The organism is Phormidesmis sp. 146-33, from assembly GCF_052939515.1.
On record NZ_JBJPHU010000029.1, the window covers coordinates 51,061 to 71,610 of the forward strand.

Here is a 20,550-nt window from a genome sequence, read left to right on the forward strand (position 1 = left end):
GTTCCGCTTTAGAAGTCGATCGTTCCGTTCTGGAATCGAAACGTTCCGCTCTAGGAAAGCTTTGAACCAAAACACTTCTCATAAAGCTTCCTAGAGTTGGGAGATTGGGGGGCAGAAGACTTCACCACGGAAGTGACCCCCCTCAAAACCTACGTCCAATAGAGAATCTGCGCTTGAGGAAAGCGATCGCCAATCTGCCCTTCAAAAAAGCGGCGCATCGTCTTCATCGTGTCAGAGTCATACACATACTTGACCCCGCCAAACTTATTGCGCTTCATGACTCGCTTTGACTCATCCATCTCTAGCTTGCTGTTGGGATACCAGCTTTGCAAAACCTCTTTAGAGCCAGGGGTAAAGCGATGAGAAATTAGCTCAAACGTCAGGTCACAGTCAAAATCTAAAGCACGACTGATCGAGTCAAACAAGCGATCGTACTCCTCTTCCCAGTCCTCGATCGGCATGATCGGCGCAATCACCAAACCAACCGGATAACCGCCACCCCCACGCTCACGAGGCAATGCCAACTTTCTCAAAGCTTGAAGTCTCTGAGCAACGGATGCAGTCCCCCCTTCGAGACGATCGCTAATCGGAGCCGCATTCACACTAAACCGACAGCGCGTATGACCATTGTGTGGCAGATCCAACAACTCATCAACCCCATCAAACTTAGAAACCCAGCGCAAATAACCATCCTCGCGGGTGCCAAAGTAGCGAATACACTCCGACAAGCTGCCCGTCAAATGCTCAATGCTCAATGGGTCGGTATAACAACTCACTTCAAAGGAGGTAGCCTGCCCAGGGCGCTCATAGTTGCCCAAATTCTGCAAGGTCTGAGGCAAATTGGCAAAGGCTCGAACCACAGGCGCACCTTTGAGACTGCCCGCCAGATAACAATACTGACAATGAGCAGGACAGCCTTCAGCTAAGTGAAACTGCCAATCCGCAGACGGGGGAATCGGACTCAACTTCAAACTACTCGGCGGCGCAGTGACGACGGCCATCGTGCGCTTAGAAATGCTGTAGGTCTCGCGCTCAGTCTCTCCTCGCAAGCCAGTCAGCCGATTCTTGGGCAACTCTTCAACAGGCAGATCCAAGGCTCTGACTCGTGAAAGGATCTGCTGTCCCCAGGGTTCGTCGAGGGCAGCGGGGGTAAAAATGACGCGATCGGGCATCCACAAACGCGCTTTGGGATGGGTGTCAGCAGCAGAAATGGGACTCGCAATTGTACTCAACAAATTTGTTCTCCAGCTTTGCTCTTTCTCTATTATGGCGGTTATGCAAAGGCTGAAAAACTCTGCTGTGAGCGGATTTCACGACTTTAAGAGTAGGGTTCTCTACCTCTTCTAAAACCGTATCAAATCTAACTCTTTGGAGAGGTGAGCCGTCTTAAAAATTGAGGTTAATTGATTAATAGAGAGCCTTAAATAAACGTCAGTTCGATAGAACTTTTCGCTTCGTTATCTTGCACTTCTGCCCCCCAACCCCCCAATTTTGGGGGACTTTAAGACAAGAATTCCAGTTCAAAGTCCCTCCCTTGTGGGGGATTTAGGGGGCGTTCCTGAATTTGCAGTCGGAGTGAAGTATTTCGTCGAATTCACGTTAAATAAATAGGTTTTCGAGATCAAGAGATTGTTTAGGAATGGAGAAAAAATATGGCGATCGTTAGGTTTGATCCATTTCGCGACATTGACATCATGCAACGGCAAATGAATCGCTTGTTTGACCAAATGATGTCTTACAACGGTGGCGATGCTCAGACTGATATCACTAGCTCTAACTTTGTCCCAGCGGCAGAAATCCACGAAACGCCTGACCAGATTCAACTCAAGATGGAGCTTCCCGGCATTGAGCCAAATGATTTAGATGTGAAAGTGACCGCAGAAGCAGTAGCAATTCGTGGAGAGCGCAAGTCTGAAGTCAAGCAAGAAGATAAAGGAGTGCGGCGATCGGAGTTTCGTTATGGCAGTTTCCAGCGCGTGATTCCTCTGCCTGCTCGCATTCAAAACGACCGGGTTCAAGCCGACTTCAAACATGGCGTTTTGAGCTTGACGCTACCCAAAGCTGAGGAAGAAAAGAATCGAGTGGTGACTGTTAGCCTGACTGGGCAAAATCAACCCCAAATCAGTGGGCAACAATCTCAGTCTGATGGGCAACCTCAGCAACAATCCCAAGCGGTTGGCAGTTCAAATTAGCTTTAGTTACGCAATGTGAAACTTCATTTAAGCGTCTCTTTTCAAGGATGCCTACGGAATCACTCCACTCGGCTGGTTCATGTTGAGATCCCCTTAGCTGCCTTGAAAAGGAAAGATGTGAATTCCAGGTTGCACAGCGCGTTCTAAGTTTACTGACTTTTTGGGATGGATAACAGACGGGATGGAGCGATCGATTAAAGTGAGCGATCGCTTCGTTCCGTCTTGGCGTGCTTGCTCAGAGAGAGGGACAGTACCTAATGCGTTTGGTGAACATAGTAAATCCGTAATCAAAATCAAACGTTGTATCGTACTGTTCTTTATGTTTACTCAGGGATGCCAAATGACATATGCCCTGTGATAGGCATGGTTAATAGAGTTTCCTCCCATGAAACCCTGCCTACTAGCGCAACTCAATCGATTATGGGTAGTTTTGCAAGGTTTGAAGAGCAATCTCAAGAAATAGATCGTATTCAGAGTTTATAAGACTCTCTAAGCTGCGCCAGTTATGGAAGTGGCCCATGTCAACCCCAAATTTCGGTACAAAGATAGATACAGATGGGGGGTCATCCCCTACACGGGGTAACTTCTTACCTTTAGAAGATGTGCAGTATTCATAGCAGAAATAGTATTGATGAAGACGGCTACGAGCATTGGAACCGCATGTAACCGCCTTTTATCATCTGATTCGCAACCTCCAAAGGAGGCAGCTTCCTCATGTCAAATTTTAACGCTCTCCCTCGCAATTCAGCTTCCGTAGTTACTAACACCATCCAGGTGCCTACTTCCGGAATCGAATTAGCAAGTCCTACGGTTGTCAAGCTCATCGAGCAGGGAGGAATGGCTGCTTCTCTCGTCCTGGTCTGCCTGTTTATATGGCTGCTGACGAAACTGATTGAAGTGGCAAAGAAGGAGTAGCGATCGTTCAAGTTGTGCGATCGTGGCTACTTATCTGTCAAACATGCTATTGAGCAACTTATTAAAATCCTGGTTCCCTGTTGAAATCGATAGCATCTCTTCACAATTTACGAGTTCAGGAGAGCCAACTAAACTGCCCTTCTAAAGAACCTGAAGCTAAATTTCTAGCTCAAAGTTCTCCTCTATAGAAACTCGGCAAGCAGAAATGCCAAAATCATACGGCAAAAAATCTGATCGAACTTGAGTCACAATAGTGTGTTCCCTTCATTCCGTTAAACTTCTAGACACTACGGCTCAAGCGTTTCCAAATTTGTTTGAGAGCACGGTTGACCAAGATTTTTTCTGAAATCGAGCAATCACTCTTTTCTAAAAGCGGTGCGATGGCTTGCGCTTCTGCCTCGGCAAACCCGTATTCTCTTAGCTCCTGCTCATAAAGCTTGTCTCGAAAGGCTTTGACCGGATCGATGCCCCGTGCAAGACAGTCTAAATACTCGATATCAGACATGCCCAAATCGATGACTAGCGGTGAGGTATTCATCAAAATTTTGCTCTCGACTCACAGTGATGTAAGCCAGCATACCAGTCGATCGCCCTTCATATTGTAAAAACGAAGGCAAATCTTCTAGCTGTCATCCATCTACAGGAGGAGCGTAAAAAGTGGAACCTCGCTTAAGCTACCACCGCTGAATAATTTGGGCTAACTCACTGATCCTTAAGTAGTCAGAAACAAAGCTTTTTTGCAGCAGATTGGTGGGAATGAATTCATCGTACTTTTGCAGTTTTGGGGCTTCTTCTGGATCGAGTAAATCGTCTGAACTCAGGTGTCTTTCTGCGAGAGATTTCACTTCATATTCCAGACTTTCGACCTTACACTTGCCCAATCTAACGATGAGAAAGTAGGGCGATCGAGCCTTAATACTTTTGATGCCCAATGCAGGTTTGCAATGAAATCTGAGGAACCGTTCTAACGTTCTAAAGGCGATCGTGCCTGCCCACGGAAAAATACAGCAGATTTCTTCATCCAATAGCACAATTGGATTTTGAATAAGTCCGTTTCTAGATAACTGGCGTGCTGCTTGCAATCGATCTTTTGCACCCGCTTGCAGGTAGGAATATTGCGTGTCTTCTTGCAAAACTTTTCGCATTCGTTGCAGCACACGAGTATGAATATCACCCGCACTGCCGCGCCACGAACTCGACGTTCCGGTCTGTTTGGTAAGTTGGACAGAGATAATCTTCTTTCTAGAATTCACCTCCAAAACTTCCCAGATGCGACCTGCTAATGAGAAGCGATCGCCTTCACTCGGAGGCACAACAATGCTGCCGATCGTTTTGGTTTCTTGCTTAACGATGTACTCTTCTACATCAGGAAAAATGGCGTAAAACTTAAAATTGCGAGCGATCTTTTCTCCTGCTAATCCAATGATTAATCCGCCTTCTACAGTTTTTTGAATGTGGTCGATTTCGATCCAGTGCCGCAACAGTTGGCGATATTCATCTTGAGAGATCGATCGAAAGGGTGCCAATGTCAAAACTTGCTGCGCCAACGCTCCCGGAGACAATTCACCGAGCGACACTAACACACTCATCGTTTGGTGATAAAGCAGACTGTAGGGATATTTTGCTGACTGAAGCGGCTCGATCCATTTCTCTTCTAAATAAAGCTGAATAATCGCGATCGCCTGCAAGAGTTGCCAGGGAATTTGTTCGGGTAGAGACTCTTCGCCCGTGGGTTTGTCTTCTGCACAGATAAACCGCATTTCTGCCGCCCCGCCCCGTCTGCCCGATCGCCCCAATCGCTGCAAAAAGCTGGCCACCGACGACGGAGATTCTAATTGAATGACGCGATCGAGCTGCCCCAGATCAATCCCCATTTCAAAGGTCACCGTTGCCGCAGTCACGGCCGGCGTATCTGGTTTTCGCATCGCCGCCTCAGCCGCTTCTCTCAAAGGAGCCGAAATACTGCCGTGATGGACGTGGTAAATGTCAGGAAATCCCTTCGCCTGAGCAATCTCGCGAAGGGCTGCGATCGCTTCTTCGGTCGCCGTCCGTCCATTGGCAAAAATCAGACATTTGCGCCCCTGACTTTGATTAAATAAATGCAAATGATAAGGGTTAAATGCAGAATCCTTAGTTTCACCTTTGGCGCGAACGACTAAACCCGGATCGTAGAAGTGTTCGATCGAGAGTTGAATATTTCGCGCGCCGCCTTGAATGTCGGGTGTGATGACCGATTGAGTTGTCCCCGATCGCAGCCATTCCTCCGCCAAACCATAATCGCCCAGAGTGGCAGATAATCCAATTCGACGCGGCTGATTTTGAGTTCGTTTGGCTAATCTCGACAACTGACAAAGAATCTGATCGCCTCGATCGCTACCCATAAACGCATGGATTTCATCAATCACCACAAACCGCAAATCGCCAAACAAGCGATCGAGATCTGCGTTTTTATTAATCAACAAACTCTCCAACGATTCGGGTGTAATTTGAAGTATGCCTTTGGGCTGAATTAACAGCTTTTTTTTGCGACTTTGAGTTACGTCCCCATGCCACGCCCAGACTGGGATATCCGCATATTTCAAGAGGTCATTCAACCGATCGAACTGATCATTGATCAACGCTTTGATTGGGCTGATGTATAGCGCCCCAACCGTTTGAGAAGGATTTTCGTATAGCAGCGTCAATATCGGCAAGAATGCTGCTTCAGTCTTTCCGGATGCCGTTCCCGCAGCAATGAGTAAATGAGCATCTGTTTCAAACAAAACGCGACAGGCTTCGATTTGGGATTGCCTGAGATCAGTCCAACCATTGCTGTAGATATAGTCTTGGATAAACGGAGCAAGACGCTGATAAGAACTTTGCATCATAGCGATCGTCAGAAACTACATACGATTTAGCGATTACCCAGAATAAATCATTGGGAACGCAAAATTAGAAATTCAAAACTCAAACGGACGATCGCTCGTAAATTCTCATCACAGCGGATTGACTCAAATCTACTCAATCAAAGACTCCATCAGACGTTAACCCATCCTACCCGACTGATTATGAGTGAAGTTGATTTCTTTGTAATAGTGAAATCTACCTTTAGGAAGATTGGTGACGTAACCGTTGTTAGATAACCTGCACGGAGATTATAGTCACGCAATCAAGGTGCGAATTCTACCGATATCAGCGCGGTGAATCGGGATAAAACAGGGCGTAGAATCGCTCGATCGTGACACAGATACTCAGATTATTACGGAGACGAATCGAACATGTTAAAGAAAATTGCTGCTGCAAGTATTCTTACGATGCTTGTCGGACAAACACTTCCAGCATCGGCTCAATATGATCAGCAATACAATCAGTCAAAGCCGACAACTCCCTCTGAGAAGCCGTCTACCGAAGCGATGCCCTCTGCTGCACCAGACGAAACGCCATCCAATAACACGCAGCAAATAATGCCTTCTGCGGCCCCTGGCACGGAGGCCCAACCCTCTACAACTCCTGCGCCTGAGATGATGCCTACCGCACCCTCTAGAATGCCCTCAATGGAGATGACCCCTTCGTCACCTTCTACAGCGCCTTCGACTGAAATGATGCCCGCATCACCGTCAAAGGAGATGACCCCCTCGTCCCCTTCTATGAAGCCCTCCGAGACGATGCCATCGACCGAAATGACTCCCTCATCGCCTTCGACTGCGCCCTCGACTGAGATGACTCCTTCATCGCCTTCGACCGAGACGACTCCTTCGTCGCCTTCAACCGCGCCATCGACCGAGATGACCCCTTCGTCGCCATCGACCGAGATGACTCCTTCGTCGCCTTCAACCGCGCCATCGACCGAAATGACTCCCTCATCGCCTTCGACTGAGATGACTCCTTCATCGCCTTCGACTGAAATGACTCCCTCATCGCCTTCGACCGCGCCTTCGGCTGAGATGACTCCTTCGACTCCTGCTCCGTCAACCTCCACGCCCGTCACCCCCTCTGCCGACGCAAAACCAGCCGAATCGGGAGCGAAAACTATGGTGCTAGAGAAAGAAAGCCTCACGGGTATCAAAGAAATTTCGTTTCCCACTCCGCCTGTAACGCCTGCATTCTTTACGTTGCCGATGCAGCTTAAGGTGGTCAAAGATACCTCGATTACCAGTAATACGCCGATCACCGATAAGAGTGCCAAAGATATCACCGCTTGGGCCGCCGCAATTCGGGCTTGTGCTGCCGATCGCCCTGCGTTTGTGCGCGTCGTCGGGGATCAAGAAGTGCCCTTTATGATCAATGGTTCTGAAGGCAAAGTTCGGATGAATGCCAACGATAAGCCTGTTTGTAGCGTTTAGTTTTAGAGCTTTCGAGCGTTCGTAGTTCTGATTCACTGATTCCTGGTTGAGGAGGGTGTGGTTGTTTTGATTAACGATCGCTTCCTCCTCTTTCTCTTTAAAGGCTTTTCTAAAGTGCAATCACTTTTGTATTTAGTTCTTATTCCATATGCAATTAGTCATATAACTTTTTGGCATTCATCGCTGATTAAAGATGGCTGTGACTTTGCGTTTCATCAAGATTCTGTGTAGTCAATCTCGATTTATCTTTTTGTGATTAATTCAGTGATAGTTTGAAACGGCACTCGACGATACTGATACACCATGAGAAAAGCTTGGATCTTTGTTACCGTCAGTCTTGCCCTATTTACGGGTGCCACTTCTAGTAGCGCCGCTACACTGACCCTCTACGATGGCTCTAAAAATACCTCACTTAGCGCTCAAGGCTGGATGTCTTCTATCCCTTTGGGTGTCTCTCAAACCGTCAGTGCAGGGGCCACCACGCTCAACACCACAGCTAACGATGCGCTGCAAGCCGGGTACGCCAGAATTCCTACTAACTTTGCCCTCGATCGCAACCGGGGCTACACATTAGGATTCAACATTCGGCTCTTGTCTGAGACGCACAGCAGTTCTAACGATCGAGCAGGCTTTAGCGTCATTGCCCTCGGTGCCGACAAAAAAGGAGTTGAACTGGGATTTTGGACAGACACCCTCAAAAAAACTGGTTCCATCTGGGCGCAAAACGACGGCGCAACCAAGCCTCCGCGATTTACTCGTGGCGAAACGACCGCCTTTAATCCTGGAACTGCCCTGACCCGCTACGAACTTTCTGTCAAAGACAATTCCTACAATCTGTTTGCCAATCGCAACTATCAGGCTCCCATTCTCAGCGGCGTTTTGCGTAACTATTCGCTCGAAGGCTCGTTCTACTCGACTTCCAACTCCTTGTTTTTTGGCGACAACACCACCTCCGCTAGAGCCAACACCAGCATTGCCAAGATTGATCTGACGGATTTTGCGATCGCTCGATCGGCGGCTCCTACGATCTCTTCTCCAACAACGCCTCGACTAATACCAATGTCCGCGCCCGTCGCAAGGTTGCAGACTGAAGATTCTCAGGTTGAAGTGGATGCGCCTGCAATCACCTTTCAAACCAAAATCAAAGAGGATATAGAGCCTACTAAAGAAATTCCAGAATCCTCTGTTTATCTGGGGCTACTTGGCATTGCGGCCTGGTTTTTCACCCGTCGCGTCCTGACCGCAGGTGCTAAATCAAATCGTTAAACAGAAACTTCTGCCTCTTTGCTTTCTGCCTGTTCGATCGCTTCTACTTGTTTTGCCAGGTCAATCAGAGATTCCTCAAAGATTTCTTTTTCCTGAAAAACGAGACTGACGAGATGAATAACTGCCAACGTCACAGCGGCGATCGACACAATATAGCTGTGAATCGTGTACAAATGTTCGACCGAAAGACTGCCCACCGCTCCGCCTGTAACAATGTCTCTCAGGGTCGGCCCAATTAGCGGAATGGCTTCGATCGTGCCCAACTCAATTTTGAACCGCCAATAGCCAAGCTGATCCCAGGTGAGAATCATCGCAGTCCAGGCTAGACCGATCGCTGACAGCGTAAACAAAATGCCGCTCACCCAGGCCGTCAGCCAACTTTTGCGAAACCGTTCGCCCAAAAACATCACCACGATCTGAATCAGCCCAACCCCGATCACCAGGTTTCCGGCGAGATTGTGCATTGAGTGAACCAGCCACCCAAACGCCACCTCCGTATCGAGTAGTTTTAGCGAATCGTAAGCGCCTCCAGCAGAAGGTTGGTAATAAAAAGCTAAAAGAATGCCAGAACTGGCCGCAATCAACGTCAGCGTTAGAATTACGACTGCCAAAATGGTCGAAAGGCGACGAAGGACAAAAGCAGGATTTTTCATAAACGTACAGGAAATTTTGTGAGACAGACCCGAATGATTTGCTGGGTCATTTGTCTAAGCGTGATTTTGAAACCCGCAGAACTTTAAGATTTGTTTCTTTAATTAAGATATGGGACTTTGCGATCGCGCCCCTCTCCCAAAAGGCAGGAAGATAACCGAAGCACTTCTCGACTTGTCTAATCTAAAGAACCGTAAATTTGATTGAGGGTTTTCGCTTCGTTGTAAAGCGAATTCACGTCAGATAAGTTGCCCACTGCTCGATTACGCTGGGAGTGCCATACCAGAGACCCCCCGATCGCGGGGAATGTCGAACGTTGTCTAGCGTAATATTTTCGGCACCTTTGAGATGAGCCGCGACGATCGGTGTGATGCCATCTCCCCAACAGTTTCCTTGTCCGCAGGTAATTTGATAGCTGCTGTAAGCCAACCACTGACCCAATCGACGATCGCCCAAAATCGCTTTACCCGCCACACAGACATAGCGCACGTCTGAATAGAACGCACCTGGATAAGTCTCGTTGACGAAATTCAGGTTTCTCAAGGCCCACCGTTCTAAACTGATGTGCGGCGTTCCGAGTGCGACGAGGTTGGCGACAAAGGAATGCGCTTTCCACACATAGGTTTTGTCAGGCAAGACTCCATGCACGTCGTAGGGCTGTTCTCCGAGGTAAATGCGCGATATCCAACCGCCTGCCGAATGTCCAATCAAGTTCACCTTGGGCGCATCATACTTTTGCATCACAGTTTGAACGGTGCGATCGAGCCATTCTAATATTGGCAAAACCGATCGACCGCCCAGCGTCGGAAACCAGGTGCGTTTGAGCAAAGGTACGGTCACCGTCGGATAGCCCAAATCGTTGAGGGTCTGCTCCATGAGTCGGTAGTCGATCGCGCTGGCGAGGTAACCTGGCAAAATCACGGTAGGTAAAGGCATGAAAAATCAGTAGAGAGAGATGAAGATTTATTTAGCTTAGGACACTCTTCTAACTTTTTGAGGTTTAGCAAAGGTACAAGACCAGGGACGTTAGACCAAATCAATTTGTTAATGCTACAGATCCGTCGCCCCCTAAATCCCCCAGTCTGGGGGACTTTGAGAATCCGAGACTTCTTTGGCTTGAAGTTCTCCACAAGTGGCGAATTTAGGTTGCTCTCCCAGATCTGTAGCACTCAAAGATCAATTTGGTATTAGACCAGAGACGTTAGACCAGAGACGTTAGACCAGAGGTTAAAAGCCTATTCTGTCCAAAGTCTCCTCCCTCCTCCCTCCTCCCTCCTCCCTCCTCCCTCCTCCCTCCTCCCTCCTCCCCAATCTCCCAGTCTGAAGCTAAGATCTGAGCGGGATTGTTTCTCTCTGCCCCGATTACTTGTCATGGACTTGTTATGAATCAGCCGATCGCCCCCTCTTCTGCTTTCTCCTCGTTTGTTAGAAATCTGCCTGATCTGTTGCAACAGCCTGCATCTCTGGCACTATTTGGTTCGCTGGGGGCGCATCTGTTTTTCTTTGCCACGCTGCCCGCATTGACCTCACCCCCCGAACAGCCAGACTTGCGATCGGTGCGCCTGGTCAATTTGACTCCACAAGAACAAAGCCGTCTACCCCAATCGCCGCTCACATCTCAGTTTGGCTTGCCGCCGCTGCCTGATTCGAGTGCCAAATTTAATGTGCCGTTGGGCCAGCCGTTTCCGCAGTCGCCTTTACCAGATGCATCGCAGTTATATAAGATTCCTGACTTGAGTGTGCCAACTCCGCGTGTGCAGCCTCAGCCGCCGTTTGACATTTCTCGCTACATTTTCAAACCCAACACAACACCTGTAATCTCTCCCGATCGAACCAAGGTTCAAACTCCCGACGATCCCACTTCACCTGACAAGCCACCCTCTCAACCGCTTCCACCTGACCAAATACCTTCTGGAGCAACCGATCGTAATATTCCTCGGCTGCCTGCTGCTCCAGTTGTACCTGACCCCAACGATCAAGCAGCAAACAATCCAAATCCTTCAACTCCAGGAAACAATTCGGCAAGTGCCACTCCGTCACAGTCCCCAGTTTCTCCTAGCAGTCGCTTGTTAGCCGAAAATCGTCAGCTTCAAGAACTCTACGCCCGTGAGAATTTTGTCTTTAATCCGATGGGCGCAACTGAGAGCGAATGGGGACAGCAAGCGACGCAAAACTACGCCAAATGGTTTGAGGAAAATATTACTAACAAGGACATTGCGGCTGAAGATTTAACAGAACAAGTCATTAAGAGTGAAATACTGTATCGATCGCCTGCCCCACTCACCGAAAGGTACAGTCCTGCACTGGTTTATGTTCTCATTGATCCACAAGGTAAGATGGTTGGCGCTCCGGCTGTGTTGGGTCGATCGGGCTATCGGTATTTAGACCTGCTTGCTGAGAGAGCGATTAATCAGCAGATCAAAGACTTAAAGCCCGTAGATGGAAAATATGTAATCTACAAAATCGAGCTAACCTTTAAACCCGAAGCTCAACCACCGAATCAGCCGACTAGCTAACAGTTGAGTGATTGCTTGTTTAGACCCAAGCGTCCGCGCATCTCATCGTTGGAAATGCTGCCTTCTGAGCAACGACGCTTTCTTGATCGCTCAATCATGTCTATAAACTTAGGATTGCTGCTCAATGAAATTGCAAGTGTACAAACGCCCGATACAATCGAGTGACTGAATCGCAACCTGTACCGCTTCATATTGGTATGTTACGAGTAGTGTTCGCAATGAATCCTTCAAGCTCACTCACAGAGTATTGTGTTAACCCTCTCGTACTCAAGTAATGTACAAACGAACTTGATACGCGAGTGTACCAAACTGCTGGTTTGTATTGCCGCTCCAGATTTTTCCGTTTCTTTTTACGCTCTGCCTTCAATAAATCACCGCTCTCGCTACTAAACTTTAAAAGCTGACAGTCATATTCTGCCTCTCTTTGAACAAAAAGATTTGAATCTTGTCGCAATTGCTCAATACACCTGAATTTACTCTGGAATAGTTCACTTTGTGATTGAGCATCATCACCAACGATATGTAGCGCATCAATAACTGCCCATCGTGTTGTGTAAACTGCTATAGTTACAAGTCTTACCCAGGGTATAAACCGCCTGCTTCCGAGTAAAGTGATTGTCAGAAAGAAGTAGTTGTTCAAGAATTTTGACGATCGGAGACTCTGGATATTCTTGTACAAATTTTTTGGAGTCAGGATGCCGAGATCCAATCAGTATTAAGTCTCGAACAAAAAGACAAGTTAGATGAACGGTTTCAGCATTCTTTGACTGCAAGAGTTCAACAATGATATTGCAGAGTTTTGATGAAGATGTTGAGTTAACAATCGCAGCCAAGTAATCAACATCTTGAAGGTGATCAAGGTAATAGAGAATACCGTTTACTATCAATTCCACCTCAGTTGCTCCACTGACAAAATTGCAAATACTATTTCTTCATCATTCCCACGCTAATCCTCGAACCTGTTCTGAAAACTGAAACACATCAGCAGAATTACTTTTTGGCTCGATAGAAGGGGCGTTTTACAACGGTGGCTAAGTAGCTTTTTCCGCGAATCTCAACTTCGACTAGCTGACCGGGTTGGGCGAGATCAAGTGGCACATATCCTAAAGCGATCGCACTTCCTAAAGTCGGTGACAACGTTCCACTTGTGACAATTCCGACCTGTTGACCTTCGTGCAATATCGGATAGTCATGTCGAGCAATGTTGCGTCCCTGCATTTGTAACCCGACGATTTTTTTGGCAACGCCGTCTCGCTTTTGCTGTTCTAAGACCGATCGACCAATAAAGTCACCCTTGGTATCAAGATGCACGACCCAGCCCAGTCCCGCTTCTAGGGGAGTTGTGGTGTCATTGATGTCTTGTCCATAGAGTGCCATTGCCGCTTCGAGTCTTAGCGTGTCGCGGGCACCCAGACCACAGGGCACGACTCCAGAAGTCAGCAGCGATCGCCACAGTTCTCTTCCCACCGTCGGATCGAGCATCACCTCAAACCCATCTTCTCCGGTGTAGCCCGTGCGAGCGATAAAGGCAGGCTCACCCAAAACAGACGCTTCTAAATGGCCAAACGGTTTAATTGGCGACAAGTCCGCATCCACAAACGCTTGAAAATGCCGAACCGCTTCTGGCCCCTGGAGGGCAATCAGAACTTTGGAAGACTGATCGGTGAATGCGATCGCTTCCATATCCATATTCTCTAACATCCAGGTTTTGTCTTTGAGTGTCGTCGCCGCATTGACAATGATCATCCAACGCTGATTGTTATCGGCATCCAACCCCTGGTAATAGAAAATCAGATCATCAACAATCCCGCCTTGAGGATTGAGCAACACCGTATATTGAGCTTGACCCGGCTGTAGGCGACTCAGATCAGACGGCACCAATCGTTGAATCTGACTCAGCACGTCCTTCCCAGTCAGCGCAAATTTGCCCATATGCGAAATATCAAACATGCCTGCGGTCGATCGCACCGCCTGATGTTCTTGCCCAATTCCTCCAAACTGCACAGGCATCTCCCACCCCGAAAAACCAGTCATTCTAGCTTTGAGGTCTATTGCTAAATCAAATAGAGGCGTGCGAGCGAGGATTTCAGGGGATTGAGTCACGAGTCGATCGTCCTTTGTTAAGTTCTCAAATTAAGGTAGCAGGGAAAGGCAGGGAGGAGGGAGGAGAGAGGAGAGAGGAGGGAGGAGGGAGGAGAAGTAATGTGTGAAAACTATGAATGTGATGTAGATGACAATGGATGTGTGAACCTGTGGGCGAATACGAGATTCTGAATGACTCATCCTTTCTCGCGAAGCGGAACAAAGTTCTCCCTCATCACCTTCTTCTCGATCCCCAATTTACGATTCTCTTGCGCTAACCCCTTGTCAACGGAACCATACAAGCACACACTAAAGTTGGGAGTCGAAGTGGCAGCAAAGAGGTTTTTTTGTGAAAAGAGTCTTATCTATTATTCTTGGCGGAGGAGCCGGAACCCGCCTTTATCCATTAACTAAGCAACGGGCAAAACCTGCGGTGCCTCTAGCGGGAAAATATCGCCTGATTGATATTCCTGTCAGTAATTGCATCAACTCAGAAATCTTTAAGATTTATGTTCTGACTCAGTTTAATTCGGCTTCCCTTAATCGCCACTTAACCAGAGCCTACAATTTTTCTGGCTTTAGTGATGGCTTTGTCGAAGTGCTTGCCGCTCAACAAACTCCCGAAAATCCTAACTGGTTTCAAGGAACAGCCGATGCGGTGCGTCAATACCTCTGGTTGTTTCAAGAATGGGATGTTGATGAATTTTTGATTCTCTCTGGCGACCATTTGTATCGGATGGATTACCGTCAGTTTGTACAACGTCACCGCGAAACCGATGCTGACATTACGTTGTCTGTTGTACCGATGGACGATCGCCGCGCTTCTGATTTTGGTCTGATGAAGATCGACAAAGCTGGGCGCGTCATTGACTTTAGCGAAAAGCCTAAAGGTGATGCGTTGAAATCGATGCAGGTCGATACGAGTATTTTGGGACTCAACCCCGACGAGGCGAAACAGAATCCCTACATTGCGTCGATGGGGATTTATGTCTTCAAGAAAGAAGCCTTGATGAAACTGCTTCGACAAGCGCCCGATCGCACCGACTTTGGCAAAGAAATCATTCCTCATTCGGCGCAGACTCACAACATTCAGGCGTTTCTCTTTAACGATTATTGGGCGGATATTGGAACGATCGAAGCCTTCTACGAAGCCAATCTAGCCCTGACTCATCAGCCCGATCCGCCCTTCAGCTTCTACGACGAAAAGGCTCCTATCTATACTCGTCACCGCTTTTTGCCACCGAGTAAGTATCTAGACTGCAAGATTACTGAGTCGCTGATCGGTGAGGGCTGCATTCTCAAAGATTGTCGGGTGCATCATTCTGTCTTAGGCGTGCGATCGCGCATCGAGTCGGGCAGCGTTGTCGAAGATACTCTGGTTATGGGAGCTGACCTCTATCAAGGAGGAGCAGAACGCCCGTCAGGATTGGATTGTGATAGCCCAGAAGTGCCTTTGGGAATCGGCTCGGATACGATCGTCCGGCGGGCCATCATTGATAAAAATGCTCGAATTGGCTGCAACGTTCAGATTGTCAACAAAGATCGAGTCGAAGAAGCCGAACGCGAAAATCTAGGATTCTATATTCGTAGCGGGATTGTGGTGGTGTTGAAGAACGCGACGATTCCGGATGGGACGATTATTTAGGGATGAGGGATGAACGGCTCTGGGGGTTCGTCTCTTGTGATTTTGATTGGGTTGCCGGGAAGTGGTAAGTCAACGTTTGCACGATCGCTGCTGACTACTCATCCCGATTCAATTTTGATCTCGACGGATGGGATTCGATCGCAGCTATTTGGCGATGAATCAACTCAGGGGTCGTGGCTAAAAATTTGGCTAGAAGTGCGGCGGCAGTTTCAGGAAGCGGTGCGTCAGATTGAAGTGGGACAAGCTTCTCTGGCAGTTTATGATGCGACGAATGCCGTGAGGAAACAGCGACGACAGGCGATCCATCTCGCTCGAAAAATGGGCTTTTCTCACATCGTGGGGCTATGGATTAATACGCCACTTTCTGTCTGTCTAGCGCGCAATCAAGCCAGAAGTCGCCAGGTGCCAGAAGCCATAATCTTACGAATGGATCGTCGCTTGCAGGGGGCACCTCCGACGATCGTAGAGGGACTGGATGAGTTGCGATCGCTTTCTCTAGACGGCGCACCAGATCCCCAATTTCTTCAAATTAACGTCGGGTCGATGAAGTCTGTTCGCTGCGTTGTTTAGCGCTTCTGCCCCCCAATCCCCCAACCTTGGGGAACTTTGAGCCAACGTCAAATTAGGAATCTGTGCCTTTATCTTTAACTGCCCTAGACCACAGCCAACTGACGCTGAAAGTCATACACTTGTCGCCCAACGGCTTCGGCAACGGGCTTGATGCTGTGAACTAATTGCACCATGTCTGGCAGTGAGAGCGCCTGACGCGCATCAGAGACAGATTTTTCGGGTTCGGGGTGACACTCGATGATCAGACCATCGGCACCACAAGCGATCGCGCCTCTCGACAAATCGGCAATCAGTTCGCGTTTTCCGGCGGCATGGCTCGGATCGACAATCACCGGGAGATGCGTAATTTGTTTCAACGCGACGACCGCACCCAGATCCAAAACATTGCGCGTGTAGGGGTCGAAGCTTCGGATGCCTCGCTCACACAAAACGACATTGGGATTGCCGTGGCTGACCACATATTCAGCGGCCATGACAAACTCTTCGATCGTCGCTGACAGTCCCCGCTTTAACAATACGGGCTTATTTGCCTGACCGATCGCTTTCAACAGATCGAAGTTTTGCATATTGCGGCTGCCGATTTGCAGCATGTCGGCGTAAGCAGAAATTTCCTCAATCTGCGAGATAGCCATCACCTCCGTCACGACGGGCATTCCATAACGCTGGCGCACCGAGGCGAGAATTTCCAGTCCTTCTAAACCCATTCCCTGAAAGGCGTAGGGCGACGTGCGCGGTTTGTAAACTCCACCTCGAATGGCTTGCACCGGGGCGGTTTGCAGCGATGAGGCGACGGCTTCCATTTGCGCCATGCTTTCAACGGTACAGGGGCCGCCGAAGATGACGATTTTTTGTCCCCCGATCGCCACCTGATCTGAGAGACGAACGATCGTGTGTTGAGCAGCGTCAGACTTAGAAACTAACTTGGCATCCAGCATTTGATTGAGTCCTTAATTGGGAAGAGTTGGTTGGAAAAATTGAGCCAAAACGAGCAAAAAAAACCGGAACCCTTGTGAGCAGTTCCGGGAGACGAAGACAGACGCGACGACCTTCACCCAGAACTTCTGTGGGGCCAAAAATAAAATCCAAAAAAGTAGATTTTGAGCAGCATGAGGGTCGAAGGTGAAGGGTCTGGCAATAAAAAAACCGCAGAGTTGGCTCTACGGTTCACTGGGGCGTTCACACAGAACTTCATTCACCCCAAGTGAACCGCCTCGCGCCAAAAAAAGTAAAAGTAGGAAGGTCTGTGAGACATGAAGCGAAAAATCCCCTTGTCGAGAAACGTGTCCAAAAACTTTGTTCTTTGAACTTAACAGAGGGATCGGTGCAAGTCAACTCCCCGATCGGGCTACAACCATCAGTTTTCTAGCATAATCCTTGATTGTCTGCAAACTCTCTTGACACTTTGTAACAATCGCTGTTATGTTTGTTTACATAAGACAGAGACAACCCGGAGCGATTTCAGCCCGCTAAGTCCTTGTTACAGATTTCACTTCACTCTCAGAAAGAGGTTTGACAATGACAGCGATTTTAATTGCCTTGTTTGTAATTGGTTGGGCGGCGGTAGCGTTGTTGGGTACGCAGGCTTATTTTCGAGGCGAACAGACCAAGCCCATCCACGAACGCAACTGGCGCTCTGAGTCGTTTGAAACGTTGGCAGAGTCGATCACAGGAAGTGAAATCGACTACAGCAACCGAGTTCCCGCTTATGCAATGGATGCCTACGCTAGTCGATCGCTTCCCGATGCGTAGTTAGATTTTAAGAATTGTAAGTTTGAGACTCTTCAGCCCTGGTTTAACGACTGGGGCTTTTTTGCGTCGATTTTTGTCTTAAATAAACGTGAATTCGATGGAATTTTCTCGCTTCGTTATTCAGCACTTCTGCCCCCCAACCCCCCAATTTTGGGGGACTTTGAGACAATATTTCTCGTTCAAAGTCCCTCACTTGTGGGGGATTTAGGGGGCTGAAGCCGATTGAAACGAAGCGAGTCACTCTCATCGAACTGACGTTAAATAAACGTGAATTCGACGAAGTTTTTTCGTCTCGATGTCAAGCTTCTGCCCCTTAAATTCCCCATGCTAGGAGATCTTGAAGATAAAATTTCCAATTCAAACTACCCGATCGCTTCCGCTAATTCGAGCCAGCGTTCTGTAGAAGTTTCGATCAAGTGGTCGAGTTCTGCTAATCGCTCGGACAGTTTTTGGACTTTACTAAATCCATCGGGCGGAGTGCCGTAGAGTTTCTTTTCGATCTCTGCTTTTTCGGCTTCCATCTGAGGAATTTGTGCCTCTAGCTGCTCATATTCGCGCTTCTCTTTGAAGGAGATTTTACGCGATTTGTTGGCGGTGGATGTCGCGGGTAGTTCTATCGGTTTAGTAGGTTTTTCCTCTGGCTTTGAAACGTTGTTATCTTCTTCTTTTTTGTAATCTAGATAAACTGAATAGTTGCCGGGATACTGTCTCAAATTGCCGCCGGGTTCAAGTGCAAAGATAGTTTCGACGGTGCGATCGAGAAAGTAGCGATCGTGCGAGACTACAATCACACAGCCATTAAATCCTTCCAAATATTCTTCTAAAACGGCTAAGGTCTGGACATCTAAATCATTCGTTGGTTCGTCTAAAATCAAAACGTTTGGCGCACTCAATAGCACTTGCAGCAAAAACAATCGCCGCTTTTCGCCGCCAGACAGCTTGTGAATCGGCGCATATTGCTGACTGCTCGGAAATAAGAATCGCTCCAACATTTGAGACGCGGTGATCACACTTCCATCGGCCAGCGTGACTAATTCTGCGGTTTCCTTGAGATAGTCGATGACGCGCTGATCTTGATTGAGCGAGTGAATTAACTCCTCAGAATGCTGGTCAAAATAGCCAATGTGAATCGTGCTGCCAATGTCTACTTTGCCGGAGTCAGGTTCAATTTGTCCGGTAATAATATTCATCAGCGTTGATTTTCCAGCACCGTTGCCGCCGATGATGCCCACGCGATCGTCGGGACTAAACTCATAAGTGAAATCTTTAATTAAAACGCGATCGTCATACGCTTTAGAAATATTCGTTAATTCAATAACTTTTTTACCAATTCTGCGTCCAGCCGTAGCAATATCGACCTTTCCAACTGATTGCTTAAACTCACGATTTTGCATATCGTGAATGCGATCAATCCGAGCTTTTTGCTTGGTGCTTCTCGCTTTTGGCCCGCGTTTTAGCCACTCTAATTCTCGTCTCAAAACGCCTTGATGTTTGCGCTGAGTGCTGACAGAAGATTCTTCGGCGAGGGCTTTTTTCTCTAAGTAGTAAGAATAGTTGCCGGAATAGGTGTAAAGATCGCCGCGATCGATTTCTAGAATCCGATTGGTGACGCGATCGAGAAAATAGCGATCGTGCGTGATTAATAATAAAGCGCCTCGATATCGATTCAAATAGCTTTGCAGCCACTCGACCGACATTGCATCTAAATGGTTGGTTGGCTCATCCATCAGCAAGACATCGGGTTGAGACAAGAGCGCCGTCGCCAAAGCCACCCGTTTGCGATAGCCGCCCGACAAATCGCCAATTCGAGCGCTAACGTCATCAATTCCTAACTCGGTCAGGACGATTTTGGCGTTGGTTTCCAGTTCCCAAGCGCCAACGGCTTCCATTTGATGAGACACTTCAGACAATCGAGCCATCAGTGCCATTTGGTCGCCCTGTCCGTGAGCCAGCTTGTCTGACAGTTCCTCATATTCTCGAACCAGTGACATTTGTTCACCGCTGTCGGCAAACACTTGCTCAAGAATGGTGCGGTCTTCGTCGATTTCGGGCTGTTGGGGAAGGTAGACAATTCTGGCGCTGGGATTGACCAGGCGTTGTCCCGCGTCGATCGGCTCCAGTCCTGCGATCATTTTTAGCAGTGTCGATTTGCCCGATCCGTTAGTACCAATCAACCCAACCTTATCGCCTTCCTCAATGCTAAAGCTGGCATCCTTAAGAAGCTCTTTAATGCCAAAATCTTTGCTGACCGATCGCAACGTAAACAGACTCATTCGATTTCCCAGTTAGAAAAGCCCCCATTTACGTTAACATTCTGCAATCACTTTAGGCAGCGATCGACAATTCATCTCAGAAGTTTGGGGACTCTTTTAGACTGCGTTGATACTTCTCGGTAGTCATGCTAATTCATACCAGCTTGCCTTGGCTGAGTTTAGCGATAGCAACGTTATTGACTGATCACTAGAGTTTCTGGCTGAACGATTGTGCTTTGTTAGAGAGTAATCTACTTCATCGGCGGTCACTCATGTGTGAACATGACAAGCATCGTTATCTCGCCTTTGCTGGCGCACAGCATCATTCGGCGGATCTACAGCACATTTCAGGTTTATGGAGTACAGTAACAACAGTCAGCAAACCAGTTG

General features: G+C 48.0%; 17 protein-coding genes. 7 read left to right on the forward strand and 10 right to left on the reverse strand.

Features of this window, described 5'->3' with window-relative positions; all coding sequences use genetic code 11:
* Positions 1 to 149 precede the first annotated feature (149 nt).
* Positions 150 to 1,235 (reverse strand): spore photoproduct lyase family protein, encoded by a 1,086-nt coding sequence (locus ACJ2PR_RS13960; RefSeq protein ID WP_446877446.1) that lies wholly within the window; start codon positions 1,233 to 1,235, stop codon positions 150 to 152.
* A 417-nt stretch (positions 1,236 to 1,652) separates the two neighbouring features.
* Here ACJ2PR_RS13960 and ACJ2PR_RS13965 point away from each other — a divergent pair, with 417 nt between their 5' ends.
* On the forward strand, positions 1,653 to 2,192 hold the full coding sequence (locus ACJ2PR_RS13965; RefSeq protein ID WP_446857930.1) for an Hsp20/alpha crystallin family protein: 540 nt from the start codon (positions 1,653 to 1,655) through the stop codon (positions 2,190 to 2,192).
* A 1,195-nt stretch (positions 2,193 to 3,387) separates the two neighbouring features.
* Here the strand turns inward: ACJ2PR_RS13965 and ACJ2PR_RS13970 are convergent.
* From ACJ2PR_RS13970 to ACJ2PR_RS13980, 3 genes are all read right to left on the reverse strand, one after another.
* Positions 3,388 to 3,645, reverse strand: coding sequence for a hypothetical protein (locus tag ACJ2PR_RS13970; RefSeq protein ID WP_446857931.1), 258 nt, complete (start codon positions 3,643 to 3,645; stop codon positions 3,388 to 3,390).
* A gap of 136 nt (positions 3,646 to 3,781) precedes the next feature.
* On the reverse strand, positions 3,782 to 5,974 hold the full coding sequence (locus ACJ2PR_RS13975) for a DEAD/DEAH box helicase (RefSeq protein ID WP_446877447.1): 2,193 nt from the start codon (positions 5,972 to 5,974) through the stop codon (positions 3,782 to 3,784).
* A 479-nt stretch (positions 5,975 to 6,453) separates the two neighbouring features.
* Positions 6,454 to 7,065, reverse strand: a complete 612-nt coding sequence (locus ACJ2PR_RS13980; RefSeq protein ID WP_446877448.1) for a hypothetical protein — start codon at positions 7,063 to 7,065, stop codon at positions 6,454 to 6,456.
* Between ACJ2PR_RS13980 and ACJ2PR_RS13985 the strand changes: the two genes are divergently transcribed.
* The gene (locus ACJ2PR_RS13985; RefSeq protein ID WP_446877449.1) at positions 7,031 to 7,429 is read left to right on the forward strand and encodes a hypothetical protein; all 399 of its coding nucleotides are present in this window, start codon (positions 7,031 to 7,033) and stop codon (positions 7,427 to 7,429) included. The genes ACJ2PR_RS13980 and ACJ2PR_RS13985 overlap by 35 nt on opposite strands.
* 303 nt (positions 7,430 to 7,732) lie before the next feature.
* A complete protein-coding gene (locus tag ACJ2PR_RS13990; protein ID WP_446877450.1) occupies positions 7,733 to 8,695 on the forward strand; it encodes a choice-of-anchor Y domain-containing protein in 963 nt (320 codons plus the stop codon).
* Here ACJ2PR_RS13990 and ACJ2PR_RS13995 read toward each other — a convergent pair.
* Entirely contained in the window at positions 8,692 to 9,348 is a 657-nt protein-coding gene (locus ACJ2PR_RS13995) for a cytochrome b N-terminal domain-containing protein (protein ID WP_446877451.1), read from the reverse strand. The two genes, ACJ2PR_RS13990 and ACJ2PR_RS13995, sit on opposite strands and share 4 nt — an antisense overlap.
* A gap of 232 nt (positions 9,349 to 9,580) precedes the next feature.
* The gene (locus ACJ2PR_RS14000; RefSeq protein WP_446877452.1) at positions 9,581 to 10,282 is read right to left on the reverse strand and encodes an esterase/lipase family protein; all 702 of its coding nucleotides are present in this window, start codon (positions 10,280 to 10,282) and stop codon (positions 9,581 to 9,583) included.
* A 446-nt stretch (positions 10,283 to 10,728) separates the two neighbouring features.
* Here ACJ2PR_RS14000 and ACJ2PR_RS14005 point away from each other — a divergent pair, with 446 nt between their 5' ends.
* Positions 10,729 to 11,862 carry a hypothetical protein gene (locus ACJ2PR_RS14005; protein WP_446877453.1) on the forward strand — a complete coding sequence of 378 codons (1,134 nt, stop codon included), beginning with the start codon at positions 10,729 to 10,731 and terminating at the stop codon, positions 11,860 to 11,862.
* A 530-nt stretch (positions 11,863 to 12,392) separates the two neighbouring features.
* Here the strand turns inward: ACJ2PR_RS14005 and ACJ2PR_RS14010 are convergent.
* Together ACJ2PR_RS14010 and gcvT are read right to left on the reverse strand one after the other, a co-directional pair.
* Entirely contained in the window at positions 12,393 to 12,755 is a 363-nt protein-coding gene (locus tag ACJ2PR_RS14010; protein WP_446877454.1) for a hypothetical protein, read from the reverse strand.
* Positions 12,756 to 12,852: 97 nt separating this feature from the next.
* Positions 12,853 to 13,965, reverse strand: coding sequence for a glycine cleavage system aminomethyltransferase GcvT (gene gcvT / locus ACJ2PR_RS14015; RefSeq protein ID WP_446877455.1), 1,113 nt, complete (start codon positions 13,963 to 13,965; stop codon positions 12,853 to 12,855).
* 328 nt (positions 13,966 to 14,293) lie between these two features.
* Here gcvT and ACJ2PR_RS14020 point away from each other — a divergent pair, with 328 nt between their 5' ends.
* Both ACJ2PR_RS14020 and ACJ2PR_RS14025 read left to right on the forward strand, forming a co-directional pair.
* Entirely contained in the window at positions 14,294 to 15,589 is a 1,296-nt protein-coding gene (locus ACJ2PR_RS14020; protein ID WP_446877456.1) for a glucose-1-phosphate adenylyltransferase, read from the forward strand.
* Positions 15,590 to 15,598: 9 nt separating this feature from the next.
* Complete coding sequence (locus ACJ2PR_RS14025; RefSeq protein ID WP_446877457.1) at positions 15,599 to 16,159, forward strand: AAA family ATPase; 561 nt, start codon at positions 15,599 to 15,601, stop codon at positions 16,157 to 16,159.
* Between the two features lie 83 nt (positions 16,160 to 16,242).
* Here the strand turns inward: ACJ2PR_RS14025 and aroF are convergent, their stop codons facing one another.
* On the reverse strand, positions 16,243 to 17,094 hold the full coding sequence (gene aroF / locus ACJ2PR_RS14030) for a 3-deoxy-7-phosphoheptulonate synthase (protein ID WP_446857943.1): 852 nt from the start codon (positions 17,092 to 17,094) through the stop codon (positions 16,243 to 16,245).
* Between the two features lie 580 nt (positions 17,095 to 17,674).
* On the opposite strand from aroF, the gene ACJ2PR_RS14035 reads away from it, so the two are divergent.
* Positions 17,675 to 17,908, forward strand: a complete 234-nt coding sequence (locus ACJ2PR_RS14035) for a photosystem II protein, Psb35-related (RefSeq protein WP_446857944.1) — start codon at positions 17,675 to 17,677, stop codon at positions 17,906 to 17,908.
* Between the two features lie 362 nt (positions 17,909 to 18,270).
* On the opposite strand, the gene ACJ2PR_RS14040 is transcribed toward ACJ2PR_RS14035, so the two are convergent.
* Positions 18,271 to 20,181, reverse strand: coding sequence for an ABC-F family ATP-binding cassette domain-containing protein (locus ACJ2PR_RS14040; protein ID WP_446871486.1), 1,911 nt, complete (start codon positions 20,179 to 20,181; stop codon positions 18,271 to 18,273).
* Positions 20,182 to 20,550 lie beyond the last annotated feature (369 nt).

What these genes read in the sequence shown, in the direction of transcription:
- ACJ2PR_RS14040 (WP_446871486.1), bottom strand. Translation starts at nt 20,181, where the DNA reads ATGAGTCTGTTTACGTTGCGATCGGTCAGCAAAGATTTTGGCATTAAA.
- ACJ2PR_RS14025 (WP_446877457.1), top strand. Translation starts at nt 15,599, where the DNA reads ATGAACGGCTCTGGGGGTTCGTCTCTTGTGATTTTGATTGGGTTGCCG.
- ACJ2PR_RS13990 (WP_446877450.1), top strand. Translation starts at nt 7,733, where the DNA reads ATGAGAAAAGCTTGGATCTTTGTTACCGTCAGTCTTGCCCTATTTACG.
- ACJ2PR_RS13970 (WP_446857931.1), bottom strand. Translation starts at nt 3,645, where the DNA reads ATGAATACCTCACCGCTAGTCATCGATTTGGGCATGTCTGATATCGAG.
- ACJ2PR_RS13975 (WP_446877447.1), bottom strand. Translation starts at nt 5,974, where the DNA reads ATGATGCAAAGTTCTTATCAGCGTCTTGCTCCGTTTATCCAAGACTAT.
- ACJ2PR_RS13995 (WP_446877451.1), bottom strand. Translation starts at nt 9,348, where the DNA reads ATGAAAAATCCTGCTTTTGTCCTTCGTCGCCTTTCGACCATTTTGGCA.
- aroF (WP_446857943.1), bottom strand. Translation starts at nt 17,094, where the DNA reads ATGCTGGATGCCAAGTTAGTTTCTAAGTCTGACGCTGCTCAACACACG.
- ACJ2PR_RS14035 (WP_446857944.1), top strand. Translation starts at nt 17,675, where the DNA reads ATGACAGCGATTTTAATTGCCTTGTTTGTAATTGGTTGGGCGGCGGTA.
- ACJ2PR_RS13965 (WP_446857930.1), top strand. Translation starts at nt 1,653, where the DNA reads ATGGCGATCGTTAGGTTTGATCCATTTCGCGACATTGACATCATGCAA.
- ACJ2PR_RS13985 (WP_446877449.1), top strand. Translation starts at nt 7,031, where the DNA reads ATGACTCCTTCGACTCCTGCTCCGTCAACCTCCACGCCCGTCACCCCC.
- ACJ2PR_RS14000 (WP_446877452.1), bottom strand. Translation starts at nt 10,282, where the DNA reads ATGCCTTTACCTACCGTGATTTTGCCAGGTTACCTCGCCAGCGCGATC.
- ACJ2PR_RS14005 (WP_446877453.1), top strand. Translation starts at nt 10,729, where the DNA reads ATGAATCAGCCGATCGCCCCCTCTTCTGCTTTCTCCTCGTTTGTTAGA.